General features: G+C 59.9%; 14 protein-coding genes and 1 tRNA gene. 2 read left to right on the top strand and 13 right to left on the bottom strand.

Features of this window, described 5'->3' with window-relative positions; translation table 11 throughout:
- Positions 1-7 precede the first annotated feature (7 nt).
- Both hisA and ACOOHD_RS16380 read right to left on the bottom strand, forming a co-directional pair.
- Positions 8-721 carry a 1-(5-phosphoribosyl)-5-[(5-phosphoribosylamino)methylideneamino]imidazole-4-carboxamide isomerase gene (gene hisA, locus ACOOHD_RS16385; protein WP_420458958.1) on the bottom strand — a complete coding sequence of 238 codons (714 nt, stop codon included), beginning with the start codon at positions 719-721 and terminating at the stop codon, positions 8-10.
- Between the two features lie 190 nt (positions 722-911).
- Positions 912-1,184 carry a YciI-like protein gene (locus ACOOHD_RS16380; protein WP_420458957.1) on the bottom strand — a complete coding sequence of 91 codons (273 nt, stop codon included), beginning with the start codon at positions 1,182-1,184 and terminating at the stop codon, positions 912-914.
- Positions 1,185-1,443: 259 nt separating this feature from the next.
- On the opposite strand from ACOOHD_RS16380, the gene ACOOHD_RS16375 reads away from it, so the two are divergent.
- Positions 1,444-4,110 carry a M1 family metallopeptidase gene (locus ACOOHD_RS16375; RefSeq protein WP_420458956.1) on the top strand — a complete coding sequence of 889 codons (2,667 nt, stop codon included), beginning with the start codon at positions 1,444-1,446 and terminating at the stop codon, positions 4,108-4,110.
- Between the two features lie 21 nt (positions 4,111-4,131).
- A complete protein-coding gene (locus tag ACOOHD_RS16370) occupies positions 4,132-5,928 on the top strand; it encodes an SLC13 family permease (RefSeq protein WP_420458955.1) in 1,797 nt (598 codons plus the stop codon).
- On the opposite strand, the gene ACOOHD_RS16365 is transcribed toward ACOOHD_RS16370, so the two are convergent.
- The 11 genes from ACOOHD_RS16365 to ACOOHD_RS16315 all read right to left on the bottom strand — a co-directional run bounded on the left by ACOOHD_RS16365 (position 5,914) and on the right by ACOOHD_RS16315 (position 14,971).
- A complete protein-coding gene (locus tag ACOOHD_RS16365) occupies positions 5,914-7,185 on the bottom strand; it encodes a family 43 glycosylhydrolase (RefSeq protein WP_420458954.1) in 1,272 nt (423 codons plus the stop codon). The genes ACOOHD_RS16370 and ACOOHD_RS16365 overlap by 15 nt on opposite strands.
- Before the next feature lie 126 nt (positions 7,186-7,311).
- A tRNA-Pro gene (locus ACOOHD_RS16360) sits at positions 7,312-7,385 on the bottom strand.
- Positions 7,386-7,417: 32 nt separating this feature from the next.
- Complete coding sequence (locus ACOOHD_RS16355) at positions 7,418-7,972, bottom strand: DJ-1/PfpI family protein (protein ID WP_420458953.1); 555 nt, start codon at positions 7,970-7,972, stop codon at positions 7,418-7,420.
- Positions 7,973-8,052: 80 nt separating this feature from the next.
- Positions 8,053-8,991: an energy transducer TonB gene (locus ACOOHD_RS16350; protein WP_420458952.1), complete on the bottom strand. Its 939-nt coding sequence runs from the start codon at positions 8,989-8,991 to the stop codon at positions 8,053-8,055.
- Between the two features lie 53 nt (positions 8,992-9,044).
- A complete protein-coding gene (locus ACOOHD_RS16345; protein ID WP_420458951.1) occupies positions 9,045-9,362 on the bottom strand; it encodes a VanZ family protein in 318 nt (105 codons plus the stop codon).
- 103 nt (positions 9,363-9,465) lie between these two features.
- Positions 9,466-9,855 carry a glycine cleavage system protein GcvH gene (gene gcvH / locus ACOOHD_RS16340; protein WP_420458950.1) on the bottom strand — a complete coding sequence of 130 codons (390 nt, stop codon included), beginning with the start codon at positions 9,853-9,855 and terminating at the stop codon, positions 9,466-9,468.
- Between the two features lie 20 nt (positions 9,856-9,875).
- Positions 9,876-11,177, bottom strand: coding sequence for a citrate (Si)-synthase (locus tag ACOOHD_RS16335; RefSeq protein WP_420458949.1), 1,302 nt, complete (start codon positions 11,175-11,177; stop codon positions 9,876-9,878).
- A gap of 116 nt (positions 11,178-11,293) precedes the next feature.
- Complete coding sequence (locus ACOOHD_RS16330) at positions 11,294-11,815, bottom strand: hypothetical protein (protein WP_420458948.1); 522 nt, start codon at positions 11,813-11,815, stop codon at positions 11,294-11,296.
- A gap of 169 nt (positions 11,816-11,984) precedes the next feature.
- A complete protein-coding gene (locus ACOOHD_RS16325) occupies positions 11,985-12,800 on the bottom strand; it encodes an aldo/keto reductase (RefSeq protein ID WP_420458947.1) in 816 nt (271 codons plus the stop codon).
- 32 nt (positions 12,801-12,832) lie between these two features.
- Entirely contained in the window at positions 12,833-14,215 is a 1,383-nt protein-coding gene (locus ACOOHD_RS16320) for an NAD(P)H-binding protein (protein WP_420458946.1), read from the bottom strand.
- A 63-nt stretch (positions 14,216-14,278) separates the two neighbouring features.
- Positions 14,279-14,971 carry a LolA family protein gene (locus ACOOHD_RS16315; protein ID WP_420458945.1) on the bottom strand — a complete coding sequence of 231 codons (693 nt, stop codon included), beginning with the start codon at positions 14,969-14,971 and terminating at the stop codon, positions 14,279-14,281.
- Between the last annotated feature and the right edge of the window lie 109 nt (positions 14,972-15,080).

The following is a 15,080-nucleotide window of genomic DNA, read 5'->3' as shown; positions in this document are numbered from 1 at the left end:
CTATGTATCAGTACCCCGCCAGCTCCTCCAGCCCAATCCGCCCCTCATAAATAGCCTTCCCCACGATTACTCCGTAGCAATCCAGCGCCGCCAGCGCATCCAGGTCGTCTGTAGTGGCTACGCCCCCACTAGCAATCAATTTTACCTCCGGCTGCTCCCGCCGTATGCGCGCGTAAAGCTCCCGCGCCGTACCCTGTAGCAGCCCGTCCTTGCTTACGTCCGTACAAATCGTATACCGCACCCCCCGCTCCACGTACTCCGCCAGAAACTCAAATAGCTCCCGGTCGCTGGCCTCCTCCCAGCCGCTCACCGCGATCCTTTCGCCCCGCACGTCCGTCCCCAGAATGATCCGCTCCGGCCCGTACCGCTCCAGCCAGCCCAGGAATACCTCCGGTTGCTTCACCGCGATCGTGCCCCCCGTCACCTGATGGGCCCCCGCCTCGAAGGCTACGCGCAGGTCTTCGTCGCTTTTCATCCCTCCCCCCCAGTCGATCTTCAATTTCGTGCCTCCCGCGATCCGCTCCAGCACCCGGTGGTTCACGATGCCACCGCCCCGCGCGCCGTCCAGGTCCACCACGTGCAGCCGCTCCAGCCCCGCCGCCTCGAACTCCCGCGCCACGGCCAGGGGGTCTTCGTTGTACACGGTCTTGCGGTCGTAGTCGCCCTGGGTGAGACGTACGCACTTTCCGTCGATGAGGTCTATAGCTGGTATGATAGTCAAGGAGTAAAGGAGTTAAGGAGCAAAGGGGTTAAGGCCGTCGTGATAGGCGTCGCTGGGTGGCGCCCCAATAGCTATCGGGGGCAGGTGCAAAGAAAACCTCCCAGAGCGAACTCGCCGCCCTTCTACCCCCGAGGGGGTCTACCCGCACAGCGGTCTACCTGCTGAAAGCAGTCTAACCAGCCGAAGGCGTCTACTCCACCACCACGTTCCACTTCCGCACCCACCACCGCGTCACCAGTCCGTTCTTCACGTAGGGGTCCTCGCGGGCGAAGGCTTCGGCCACCTCCTCCGATTTGCCCTTGAAGACCAGTGCGGCGCCGTCCGCCGGCTCGTAGGCACCGGCTAGCACCAGTTCGCCGGCCTCGGAGGCCTTGCGGGCTAGGGTGAGGTGGGTATCACGGTAGGGCTGCCGTTTTTCTACGTAGCCGTCCACCGTCTCGTAGAAGAGGATGTAGTGGTTCATAGGATTGCGTTGTTGCGTTGTTGCGTTGTTGTGAATGCTCGCTTCGCTCGTTTTGTGTTGCACCTGGCTTACAGCTAGCTCAAAATAGGGGCCCCTACCCCTATTTACGCATACCCCAAATGACGCAGCCCTCCTGCCAAGCCTACAAGGCCTGCTTTGCCTACAACGACGGCCCCGCAACAACTCACCAACTCACCAACCCACTCCGTCAACAACTGCCCCCCCCCAAACGTCCTAGTTGCTTAAACCAAGCACCTTGATGCGCACCTTTCCCTACGTAAGCATGCTGGCGAGCCTGCTGCTGGCCCTGAGCTGTACTACTACCAAGCCCGCCGCAAGCCCGCCGCCGCCGCCACCGAGCCCGGACGTGGCCGAGACCGAAACCCGCGACCTGGATACGATGACCGTGACCCCGGAAGCAAATGGGGTAATTGAGGAGGAGGATATTGTTGCGGCCCCTGATTCCCTTCCTACCACACGGGCACCTAGGGCGCTAGCCTTCAATCGGGTGAGTGACCTACTGCACACTAAACTGGAGCTGCGCTTCGACTGGGCCGAGGAGATGGTGATCGGCAAGGCGACGCTGCGGCTACGGCCCGTGTTCAGTCCCGTGCGGAGTGTGGTGCTGGATGCAAAAGGCCTGAATTTCAACTCAATAACCAATACCGCCGGCAAGGAGCTGAAGTATAGTTACGACCAGGAAGAGCAGAAGGTGACGATCGAGCTGGACCAGACCTACGCACGTGGGGAGGACTTTACCGTGGTCTTGGACTATACGGCAATTCCCCACGAAGGTGGCACAGCCGGTGGGGCCATCACAAGCGATAAGGGGCTGTTCTTCATTAATCCCCGGGGGGAAGAGGGCGACAAGCCACGGCAGATCTGGACACAGGGCGAGACGGAAAATAACAGCCGCTGGTTTCCCACCATCGATAAGCCCAACGAGCGGTGCACGGAGGAGATCTACGTGACGGTGAACGACCGCTACAAAACGCTTTCCAACGGTACACTAGTGAGCTCTACCTCCGTAGAGGACAGTATGCGCACCGACTACTGGAAGATGGACCTGCCGCACGCCCCCTACCTGTTTGCCCTGGTGGTGGGCGAATTCGAGGTAGTGGAGGACGAGGACTGGAACGGTATTCCCGTGAACTATTACGTGGAGGAGGAGTACGCTCCCTACGCCAAGGCGATCTATCCCTACACCCGCGAGATGCTGACCTTCTTCAGCGAGCTAACGGGGGTGCAGTATCCCTGGCCGAAGTTTAGCCAGGTGGCGGTGCGGGATTACGTGAGCGGTGCGATGGAAAATACCACGGCCGTGATCTTTGGGGAGTTCATGCACGGCACGGCGCGCGACCTGATCGACGTTGACCTGAACGAGAAGATCGTGGCCCACGAGATGTTCCACCATTGGTTCGGCGACTACGTGACCTGTGAGAGCTGGTCGAACCTGACGCTGAATGAGGGTTTCGCCAACTATAGCGAGTACCTCTGGATGGAAAAGAAGCACGGCCGCGACGCGGCCGACTACCACCTGCTCGAGGAGTGGCAGGGCTATCTGGGCTCGCTACGGAGCAGCCCGCCCCACGAGCTTATCTGGTATGACTACGACGACAAGGAGCAGATGTTTGACGCCCACAGCTACAATAAGGGTGGAGCCGTACTGCACATGCTGCGCAATTACGTAGGCGACGAGGCCTTCTTCGCCAGCCTCAAGAACTACCTGGAGCGCAATAAGCTATCGGCCGTAGAGGTGGACGAGCTGCGTATTGCCTTTGAGGATACGACCGGGGAGGACCTGAGCTGGTTCTTCGATCAGTGGTACCTACAGGCGGGCCATCCGCAGCTACGTATCACTACCGACTACGCCGACGGCAGCGTGGCGGTCACCGTGACCCAGACTCAGCGTACGGACAACAACGTGCCGGCCGTCTTCCGTATCCCGGTCGCCATCGACGTATACACTAACGGCACCGCCACCCGCCACCACGTAGTGATGGAGGAGCGCGAGCAGACCTTCACCTTCCCCTCCGCTACGACGCCCGACGTGGTAGTGTTCGACCCGGCCCACCAGTTGCTGGCCGAGTACGACTACAGTAAGTCGCCCGGGGAACTAGAAGCACAGTACCGGTACGCTCCCGCCTTTTTGGACCGCTACGAGGCCATCGGCCTGCTGAGCAATCAGGAGGGCAACGAGGACCTGAAGGAAGCACTGTTCACCCAGGCGCTGCAGGATACCTTCTACGCCATCCGGGGCATCGCGCTACAGAGCATCGAGGAGCCCACGACCGAGCAACTTGCCCTGATCCGGCAGATTGCCCGTACCGACGAGCGTTCCGAGGTGCGCGCTACGGCCATCAACGTACTGACCCAGTCCGGCGACGAGGAGTTAAGTGCCATCGCTGCCGAAGCCATGGATGCCGAGCCCTATGCCGTAGTAGCCGCCGGGCTAGAGGCCCTGGTGGCCACCGATCCGGAGACTGCTCGCCAGGCTGCCGAGAAGCTGGAAGCGATCGACAACAGTAGCATCAGCGGGGCGCTGGCCGGTCTGTACAGCGAGACCGGTGCCCTGGAAAAGCTTCCCTACTTCGAGCAGCAACTGGGTAAGGCGGACGGCTACGAGGCCGTGGCCCTCTACACCGCCTATCAATCGCTGCTGGCGAAGGGGGAAACGGCACAGCAGACCACCGGTGTGGCGATGCTACAGGAGATGGCCCTCGATCAGTCGCAGAGTCCCTGGCGCCGGCTAGCTGCCACCAAGGCCATCAGTGACCTACGGACCGATCTGAGCGCGCGGGTGGAGGAGCTCGGCAACACCGATGAGCTCAACAAACTCATCATGGAGATGGGCACGGGGCTGGAGAACATCAAGGCCGCCGAGACCAACGCCGATCTGCGCAACATCTACGAGCAGCAGTTCTAACGGCTATCTTCGCGGGCGTTTATGTGGAGCCCCGCCGTACTCACGCTACTTATTGCCGCTGGAGCGGTGCTGCTATTCGTCACCGAATGGCTCTCCGTAGACGTAGTGGCCATGCTGCTGGTGGTGGCCCTGGTAGTGACCGGGGTGATCAGCCCACAGGAGGGCCTAGCGGGCTTCAGTAACGAAGCTACCCTTACCGTGGCCTTCATGTTCGTGCTCTCGGCAGCGCTGCTCAAAACTGGAGCGCTACAGCAGGTAGCGGGCCTGATGGCGGGGCGGTTTCGGAGGCAGCCGCGCAAGGCCACGCTGCTGCTCCTACTGGTGGTGGCTTTCTGTTCGGCGTTCATTAATAACACGCCGGTGGTAGCTGTTTTCATTCCGGTCGTAAACCGCATCGCGGCCACGGCGAAGATCAAGGCCTCCAAGCTACTGATCCCGCTCTCCTACGCCAGCATCTTTGGGGGGCTGTGTACCCTCATCGGTACGTCGACGAATATCCTGGTCAGCGGCATCGCCATCGCGCACGGGCACGTGGGCTTTGCCATGTTCACCCTGGCCCCCCTGGGGCTCATATTACTTGGTCTTGGAGTACTGTACCTCACCTATTTTGGTAGTGATCTACTGCCTAACCGGGACGGCGAGGATAGCCTGGCTGATAAGTTCGCGCTGCACGACTACCTGGCTGAGATCGTCATCCTGAATCACCCCGACCTGGCCGGTCGCAGGATCATGGATTCGCCGCTGGTGCGCGAGCTCGATATGGACATTATCGAGGTACGCCGGGCGCAGGAGACCTTCGTGCTGCCCCCCGGTGACTTTCGGCTCGTTGCCGGCGATACCCTCAAGGTGCGCTGTGACCGGACCAAAATCCTTAACCTCAAGGAGTGGGTGCGCCTGGTGGATAACAGTGGCAGTCTGCGCCTGATGGGTACCGGACTGGAGCGCGACAACAGCAGCCTGGTGGAGATGGTGGTCACCCCCAACTCCGACTTTGTGGGTAAGAACCTGCGGGAGGTCGACTTCCGGCGCAGTTACCGGGCCGTACCGCTGGCGATCCGCCAGCGGGAGGAGACGCTCCACGAGCACCTATACCAGCTGCCCCTCACTCCGGGTGATGTAATTCTAGCCGAGGTTAAAAGCCACTACTTGCAGGAGCTACAGCGCATCGAGCAGCAGCAGGATAGCCCGTTCATTCTCCTTTCTACGGATGCCATTACGGACTTTAGACGGGGACGCTTCTACTTCGTTACCGGGCTGGTAGCCGTGGTCATTGGACTGGCAACTGCGGGGCTGCTCCCCATTAGCATCGCGGCCCTGCTCGGGGTTTGTGTCCTGGTGGTGAGTCGTACGATCTCCATGGCGGAGGCTTATGAGTCGATTGACTGGAAGATCGTTTTCTTACTGGCCGGTGCCCTTAGCCTGGGCCGCGCAATGAGCAACAGTGGACTGGATGCTAGTATCGCCGAGCTACTTACGGGATCGATATTCGCCTGGGGGCCTTTTGCACTAGTGGCCGGACTGTACCTAGCTACCGGCCTGCTCACCGAGGTCATGAGTAACAACGCCACCGCGGCCCTGCTGGCTCCCGTAGCCCTAGCCTGCGCCGACCAGATCGGCGTGGATCCCCTCCCCCTACTCGTCACCGTAGCGGTAGCCGCCTCGGCCAGCTTCATGACGCCCGTGGGCTACCAGACCAACGCCATGGTGTACAGCGCCGGCCGCTATAAGTTCCTGGACTTTACGCGCATCGGGGCACCGTTGAGTCTAGTGTTCTGGGTAGCTACCACCCTGCTGGTTCCCCTCTTATTTAGGATGTAGGGCACGGACATCCACATTCCAGGCGGAGGAGGTAGTCGTTGCTCCCGAGCGGTGCTTAGCCTCGGCGAATAGGCGATGAAACCCCGTTGGCACATCTGCCCAGGCGTAAGCGTAAGGCGGTTTGCTCACTACCGCTATGCTTTCTCCGTTGGCGTAGAAGACTATCTCCTGCAATTCGTCGGCCGGCCACTGACAGGTGGCCCGCATGCTCAGGGTGTCGCCCACCCGCAGCGGGCCTGGATCGTCAAGCGTCAGGCCAAGCTGTATGGGCCGGATCGCTACGCCACGCCGATCGGGCGTGATGGGTGTAATGAGACCGTCCGCATCGAATTCCATCCGGTTGATGAATACCTGCCGCCGCACCTCGGCCCCCCCCCGGTGAGCGTGGTAGACAATATACCATTCATCCGTACCGGGGATGTGCAGTATGGAGTTGTGCCCCGGCCCGACGATGGAGTCCCCTACGTTAGAGGCTAGCACCGGGTTGTTAGCTGCGCGGTTGAAGGGACCCAGGGGCGAGTCGGCCGTGGCGTACTCTACCCGGTAGGCGTGGGGACTGTCGGCCGGAGCGTTGAAATTTCCTGCCGAATACATCAGGTAATACGTCCCGTGCCGCTTGAAGACGTAGGTCCCTTCGATGTGCTCGTCGAGCGCACGCACTGTATAGATGGTGGGGCCCTCTGGGGTGACCATATCATCGTTGAGCTCGCGCACCATCAGACTGTTAATGATCACGTCAGCGCTATCGCGGCGGAACAGGCCCGGTACCGCTCCCCAGTACAGGTAAGCCTTCCCATCGTCGTCAATGAAGGCCATAGGGTCGATGGTAGATAGGTCGGCCTCGTAGGTAACAAGGGGCTTGCCCAGTACTTCCTTGTATTCCCCGGTAGGTGTATCGCTTACGGCTACGCCGATACGATCGTCGGCGGAAAAATAGAAATAGTATCGACCATTGCGCTGGGCAAAACCCGGTGCCCAGGGGCGGCCGGAAGCGAAGGGCACGGTGGAGAGACTCAAAATGTTGCCCTCGTTGCGCCAGTCCTTGAGGTCGTCAGAGGACCAGACGCTAAAGCCCGGATCGGGACGCGTGTTGTCAGTCGGGTACAGGTAATACCTGTTGTTGACAAATGCGATCTGCGGGTCAGCAGACTCGTAGTGGGGCAGGATGGGATTGCCCGTAAACGTCGTTTGATGTTGACGAAAGCCGACAAATAAAACCGACAGCAGGACGTAGTGGGAAAGAGCAAGTCGGCGCATCGTGATAATCATGCTGGTTATGCGGCAGGAAGCAGGACGGGGTAGTCGATTTGCTATAGGCCGGTGGATGCAGCTTTCACTGAAGCCATACGTCCGGGGCGGGGACGCAGGTGCAGTGCAATAGAGTCGGGATGACTGGATTCGAACCAGCGGCCTCGTCGTCCCGAACGACGCGCGCTACCGGGCTGCGCTACATCCCGTAAGGCGGACAAAGATAGACAAAGATAAGGGCTTACGCGTAATTCATACTATGGCGAACGGCGGCGGCGGCATCTTTTCCAACGAGAAGCTCGCAGACGTGAAGTCCGAGGTCGAGCGACGTCGCGACCGCCCCGCCGGTGATACAATTGCCATCGGTGACGATGCGTTCGTGGACGACCTCGGCGACGTAGGGGGCTAACGTATCGTACGCGTTGAAGTGGGTGGTGGCGCGCTTGCCTGTGAGCAGGCCAGCCGCCCCGAGCAGGAGGCTGCCAGTACATACGGAGACTAGGTGCCGGACGCCCCCGGCAGTACGTAGCCAGGTTAGGAACTCCTCATCCTGCTGTAAAACTCGGCTGCCGAAGCCCCCCGGTACGTAGACGAGGTCGTAGGCCGCCAGGTTGGGCGTTACCCGATCGATGGCGATGTGCAGCCGGAAGTTATCGTGGATGGTAGCCTTGGTGCCACACAGGTGCCACGCTAAGTCCGGTAGGAAGCCCTGCGAATGGAGCCGACTCACGGGGTCGTAAAACCCCACGAAGTCGAGCAGCGTGTGGTCGTCGTAGAGAATGTAGGCGATGCGCATAGGGGTGGTTGGGTAAAAAAAGCGCCGCTACCCCTTTCAGGATAACGGCGCTTTATTGATTCGATCGGAAAAAGCTAAGCCTACTCCAGCTTAAACTTCACCGGCAGGTTAAACTGTACGCGTACGTTGCGTCCACCCTGTTTGCCGGGGCTCCACTTCATACCTTTCTCGTTCATGAGGTTGACCACGCGGAGGGCCTCCTCACCGGTCTTGGCACCGGGGTTGCGGACTACCTTGGCGTCGGTTACGGTACCGTCTTTCTCGACCACGAAGGAGACTACGGCCATACCCTCTACGCCGTTCTCCCGGGCAATGGCGGGGTACTTAATGTTACCGTAGATGAACTCAAGCATCTTCTTATCGGCACAGGCCTTTTTCTCGTCGTAGCTACCCAGATCGTCACAGCCGGGGAAGAGCGGCATTTGCTCTACGACCTTAAAGATCTCCTCCACTTCGGGAGCGGGGGGTGGTGGCGGCGGCGGGGGGGGAGGAGGTGGAGCCTTGTCTTCCTTCACTTCCGGTGGAGCCTCTTCCATCACGGTATTCTCGTCGATGGAGGTGTCCTCAAATTCGGGCGGATCTTCTTCGATCAGCTCCTCCTCGGGTACCTCCTCGATCACCGGGGGTGGGGGTGGCGGTGGGGGTGGGGGTGGCTCGGCGGTCCGGGGCGGCTCCATCTCGATCTCTTCGTCGAGCTCGAGGGCACCCTCGGGAATGACGATTTCGGCGGAGTACTGCGTCCAGGCGAAGGCCAGCAGGGAGATCCCCACGGCCAGGGCCAGTCCAAAGTTAAAGAAGGTAGAACTCAGACCGAACACGTCCACCCGCTCGTACTTGGCGCGGTTTTCGATGTAGGAGTTGTTGTCCTTGGCAGCGGCGGAGTATTCGCCGGCAATCCCCTTTTCGGTGCGCGACTTGTACACGTTCCGCATCAGTACGATGAGGCCGATGAACAAGAGCAGGATCACACCCAAGATGATTGCCAGGGTACTCCCCCCAATGGAGAAGTTAGTATTCATGGCATATGGTTAAAACAGTTAGCGTTGCGGCCCCGCCGGTACGGAGGGGCGATTTATCTTAGAAGGGCTCGGAGCAGTGCGTAAATCACTCCCCCAAAAATGGCACCCAACAAGTTGGCTACCATATCGACCGGATCGTAGAACCTCCCCGTGCCGGCGATGCCCTGTAGAACCTCCATGAGGACTCCAAAAAGCGCCGCGGCGGTCACGGCCGTTGCCGTGGGTATCAGGACGGATCGACCTCCGATCGAGAAAGACAATAATACTGCAAAAATGGCGTACGCGGTAAAATGTGCAAACTTATCCGGTGAAAATAGCTCGCTCCAGTCGAAAATTTTTGGAATCTGCTGTCCGGGCTTCAGACTGACCACCGCCAGAAAGATCGCGTAGCCGAGGCTCAGCCACCGTTGTACGCCGCGCCCTTTCCGGTAAGATGCAGCGGTGGAAGCCTTTGGTGGTCGCCCCACTGATTTTTTACGAAATAAGTTTGCCGTAGGCCTCCGCGTCAAGCAGTCCCTCACGGTCCGCGGGGTCGTCGAGCTCCACCTTCACGATCCACCCCTTGCCGTAAGCATCCTCATTGACCAGGGTGGGGTTATCCCCGTCGTTTTCGTCGAGCGCACTATTGAACTCGATGACCTTACCGGCCACCGGCATGAAGAGATCGCTGGTGGTCTTGACCGCCTCGACGGTACCGAAGACCTCATTACGGTCGAGCTTCTCCCCTACCGTGTCCACTTCGACGTAGACCAGCTCGTCGAGCTGCTCCTGGGCGAAGTCGGTGATGCCGATGGTGGCGGTGTTGCCCTCGAAGAGCACCCATTCGTGCTCCTCGGTGTAAAAGAGGTTAGCGGGAACATTCATGACTAGACGCTTAAATTGGATTACTTACTGACTTGCTGGCGGACCCACTCGCTGGTCACCGATTTCGGTCGTTCCAGGGGCATGCCCAGGGCGCGGCTCCAGATGCCGGCCGCCAGTACGCCCAGGGCCCGACTTACGCCGAAGAGCACGGTGTAGTAGCTGAACTCGCTGTACCCGTAGTGCACCAGCAGGGCACCGGAGTGGGCATCGACGTTCGGCCAGGGGTTTTTGACCTTACCGAGACTCTGTAGAATGGGGGGTACCACGTCGAATATCTTCCACACCGTCGTGATGAGGTCGCTACCCGAGATGTACTGCTCGGCAAAGCGCCGCTGGGCGGTAAAGCGGGGGTCGGGCTCCCGCAGCACGGCGTGGCCGTAACCCGGAATTACCTTGCCCTCGTCCAGGGTCTGTTGTACATACTCGGCAATCTGCTCCTCGGTGGGTGTCTGGGTGCCAAGCGCGTCGATCATCTCGAAAATCCACTTGATCACCTCCTGGTTGGCCAGGCCGTGTAGGGGGCCAGCCAGGGCATTCATCCCGGCGGAAAAAGCTAGGTAAGGATCGCTCAGGGTGGAGCCTACCAGGTGGACGGTGTGGGCCGAGGCGTTGCCACCCTCGTGGTCGGCGTGAATCGTGAGGTAGAGCCGCATGAGGCTCCGGAAGTCCTCATCGTCGCTGCCCAGCATGTGGGCGTAGTTGGCGCTATAGTCCAGGCTGGTATCGGGCTCAATGTGCTGCCCATCCTTGAAGGCCCGGCGGTAAATGTAGGCGGCTACCCGCGGCAGGCGGGCGATGAGGTTCATGCTGTCTTCGTAGACCGCGTCCCAGTAGTCTGACTTGGCGAGCCCCTCGGCGTAGCGGCGGGCAAAGACGCTCTCACGCTGCATGGCCATGATACCGATGGTGAACTGCGTCATGGGGTGGGTATCGGCCGGCATACTGTCCAGGGTAGTAAACACCTGCTGGGGCACGTCGGCGCGGCGGTGCCATTCGGCGGTGAGTTGCTTGACCTCGTCGGGGGTAGGAATTTCATCGGTCAGCATCAGCCAGAACAGCCCCTCCGGCATGGGTTCTCCCTGGGGGCCGCGGGGCAGTAGCTCGCGGATTTCGGGGATGGAATACCCCCGAAAGCGGATGCCCTTACTGGCGTCGAGCTGGCTGGTCTCCCAGAGCATCATCTTAATGCTACGGGCGCCGCCGAGTACCTGCGCGAGCTTCACCTCGTCGACCTTTAGGTCTCCGTGCTCCCTGCTGATCGTGCGTAGTTCTTGGTAGAGGGCAAGGGCCTTGGCAGCAAATTTTTGTTTGAGGGCTTCCATTCAGGGTCAGGTAGTTTGGTACAATGCGGTCATGAACGCTGGGCCCCGGCATGTACGGGGGATCGCTGCGGCAAATAACGGAAAAATACTGGCTTAGGGGCTGCGGTGGCGTGGGCCTATTCCTTCTCATCCTCGACCGGACGCATCCGCTCCCGTTCGCGTTTGGTAAGGACGTCCTCTTCGTTATTCTCATCCACGTACAGGCCGGAAGCCGTGCGGTCGGGGTGGGCGATGACGATGATGTCACGCGCCGCCTGATAAAGGAGTAGGATGATCGTGATCATGAACCCCCCGATCAGGGCGGCATAGGCCAGCAGACCATAGTAGACTAGGTGGTACTGTCCCGCAAAGGTCTCCTCGGCATTGTTGATGGGTACATTGAGCACCATCAGCAGGAGAAGGGCGGCAATGAAAATAGCCGCCGAGAAGCGCGCAATCCACCAGATGCGATCGTAGTGATACCCCCTCAGTTTACGGTCGGCATTCTCGCTGAAGGACAGTAACGTCAGCATCAGTGCTAGAATAGTCGCCGTAGCCGTAAGCGTGCCGCTGGCCGTAAATCGCAAGGTGGGGCGAATCTCCTGTAGGTTATCGATGGCCTCGGCATCCGAAACGCTACCTAGCAAGTAGGTCCCCATAAAGATGACCGCAGTAGAGAGTAACCCACCGATCAAGGCAGAACGGAGGACGGAATAGTGTGATTTGGTCAACTGGTGGTGTCTGGTTGCTTGTTAAACGGACAAATCTCCCGCACCTTGTGATGTTCGGAATTTTTCTGGTTTATCAGCAAAAGCGCACCACGCTATGCTAAAAGTCAAAGTTATGGGGGTCGGGACCAAAGCGGTGTCCCCGTTCCAGCTGGTCGATGCGCTGCATGTCCTCCTCCGAAAGCTCGAAATCAAACAGTTCGCCATTCTCGACGATGCGCTTTTTGTGCACACTCTTTGGGATCGCGATCACGTCGTTTTGTAGGCACCAGCGCAGTACCACCTGGGCGGCCGTCTTGCCGTATTCCTCACCAATCTCGGCAAAGGTGGGCTCCTCCAAAAACTTGCCCTGCATTAGCGGGCTCCAGGCCGTAATGACGATGTCGTGCTCATCGCAGACCGCAATCGCCTCGGACTGCACCAGATACGGGTGGTACTCGATTTGGTTCACCGCCGGTACTACGTCGCCGGCCTGTAGAATTTCCTCCAGGTCATCGGCCATGAAATTGCTCAGCCCAATGCTGCGCACCTTTCCCGCGCTGAGGGCCCGCTCCAGCTCCTGCCAGGCCCTGGTACTTCCGTCGACCGGCCAGTGTAGTAGAAGGAGGTCTACATAATCCGTCTTCAATCGGCCAAGGCTTTCCTCGAGCGCGGCCGTAGTACGCCCCTGGCGAATGTCGTCGTTCCAGATTTTGGTCGTGAGCCACACCCGGTCGCGGGGCACGGAGGAGGCCGTCGCCAGTGCCTTACCTACGGCCTCCTCATTCTTATAGATTCGGGCGGTGTCGATGTGGCGGTAACCGGCCTCGAGGGCCCAGTGGATGGCATTGATCGTTTCCTCTCCATTGTCACTCTGCCAAACGCCCAGGCCCAGACTCGGCATCTTCAGTCCATTGTTCAGTTGCTGTGTTTCCATAGTTGGCACAACGGTCCGCATGGGCTGGGGTTCTAGTACGCATCCTGATCGGAGAGATACTTCCCGAACCGCTTCATCACCCAGGTATGGGCCTGCGCCTGGGTGACCACGTAAATGTACCACGGCAGGGAGGGCACGAACTCGTGGATGGCCGAGATCGTGAAGTCGTCCCCTAGTACGTTACGAAACTCCAGCCACCCCTTGTTTTTACGCTTCGCCAGTAGCCCCCCCACGATGTAAAATAGCTGCCGGTGGTCATCGCTCCGACTGGGGATGAACATCAGCCGTAACAGCGGTACCCCTACGAACCGAAAGGTGGAATTATCTCCCTGGGATTTCACCCCGATCAACGCCCGAAAAAAGATCGGCAGCCAGCGCTGGTACAGCCGCGCTACGTAGGTGGCCGTGTGGTGCCGCGGATTGGGCAGCCGCTGTACGCTACGCACCGTATTTCGCTCATGGTCTCCGGTAGGTACCCGCCGCGGCAGAGGCGTCAGCCGCTCGGTGGAGGTCAGCGCGCGCTGGGCGGCCGCCTCGAAATTGTCCCGGTCGGGAAAGGCGCGTAGTACCGCACTGTCCGCGGCTATCATACGGTGGCGCAGGCTCTGCACCAGGGGCCGTACCAGATCGCCGGAGGTCTGGGTGAATTTACTTACCCAGAAGGTCGACAGCCCGGGACTAAAGATGCGTACCGGCCGGATGATGCGCCGCTTGCCCAGGAGATTTGCCACGCTCCGCAGCATCTTCATATAGGTCGTGGTCTCCGAACCGCCAATGTCGATCGTTTGCCCGTACACCTCTTCCCGCCCCAGACAGTAGGCGAGAATGCGTAGCGTGTCGTCGAGACTGATGGGATGAGTGGTCGTTTGACACCAGGCCGGGCAGATCAGCACCGGCAGCCGCCGCACCAGCCGCTCGATCATCTGGAAACTGGAGCCGTCCGCCCCTACGATGATCCCGGCCCGTAGGGTGGTGACGGGTACGCCCGTGGAGGCCAGGGTCAGCTCCACCTCATGGCGACTGCGCAGGTGACGGCTGAGCGCCTCCGTGGGCTCATCGTCCGGCAGGATACCCCCCACGAAGAGAATTTGCTTCACCCCCTGATTGGCCGCCGCCCGGGCGAAATTATCGGCCAGCAGCAGGTCGGTATCCTCGAAGCTGCCCTGCGTAAGCCGGGTGCTCGGCGACATCGAGTGCACCAGGTAGAGGGCGTAATCCGCTCCCCGGATGCCCTCCTCTGTACTCGTGATAGAATAGAGCTCCACCTGCCGCCACTCGGCCAGCTCATATCCCGGTTCGGGTTGCATGGCGCTCCGGCTCAGGGCAATGATGCGGTACTGCCGGTGATACCGCTCGATGAACCACCGCCCGAGGAAGCCGGTGGCCCCGGCAATCACTACTGTGGGTCGATCCATGGTAGCACAACGCAAGTAGGACCGGCCTGGTTACATCAGCCTTGCACCTGCGGCCCCGCCCGCTTAAAAGCGCAGGTCCTCTACATGGTAGCCGGGAAAGTTGGCCTGCTGGAAGGTGAAGGTATCGGCAGCCAGTGCGGCGTTGCCCTGAGTATCGTCGAGGTAAAAGGTATAGGTGCTGCCGTCGCGACTGAAGGCCTTGACACTCACGATCTCCTGGCTTTTTTGATCGACTAGCAGCCGCAGCTTGGTGAAATCGCTGGCGTCACGATCCAGGGGCTTCATCTCCACCACCTGGAGGGTGCGACCATCGGTCTGCTCGGTGCCCTGGAGCGCCAGCACGTACTGGTTGCCCTCGTAGAAGCTGAACAGGGTCTGCGGCGTGAGCATACCGGTCGCCTCCCCGGGCTCGGGCAGGTCATTGATCTGCACCTCCTTGCTGCCGTGGAGGATGAAGTAGGCCGCCTCGTCATTGATGATGCCCTCCTGGTTGCCGAGTTTGAAATGCACGAGGTCGCCGCGGCGGCTCAGGGAACCCTGCTGGATTTCTACGGGCTCACCGGGGAAGGCCAGTTCCAGCCGAAAATCAGCCGTCAGCGTGGTGTAGCCGTCGTACTTTTTACGGATCGACTCCAGCAACTGCTTAGCCTCCGGATCACTATCGGCGGCAGCGGTGTACTGGGTAGATTGCGCGGCCGCGGGTGCAACGTAACCGAAAAGGAACAGCAGCGCCAAAAGCGAATGAATAGCTTTCATAAAAATCGGTAGATCAGTGTGCCTGGTTAACGCAACGCCCGTAGAATCGGACGTGCCGGGAAGCTTAAAGCTGCGTTAAAGCGGGGACAAGGAGGGAAAGTTCGCAACG

Origin of the sequence: Neolewinella sp., from assembly GCF_965214665.1 — a bacterium.
Classification (GTDB): Bacteria; Bacteroidota; Bacteroidia; order Chitinophagales; family Saprospiraceae; genus Neolewinella.
The sequence above is the reverse complement of the archived record's forward strand: the minus strand, read 5'-3'. Positions and strand labels throughout refer to the sequence as shown.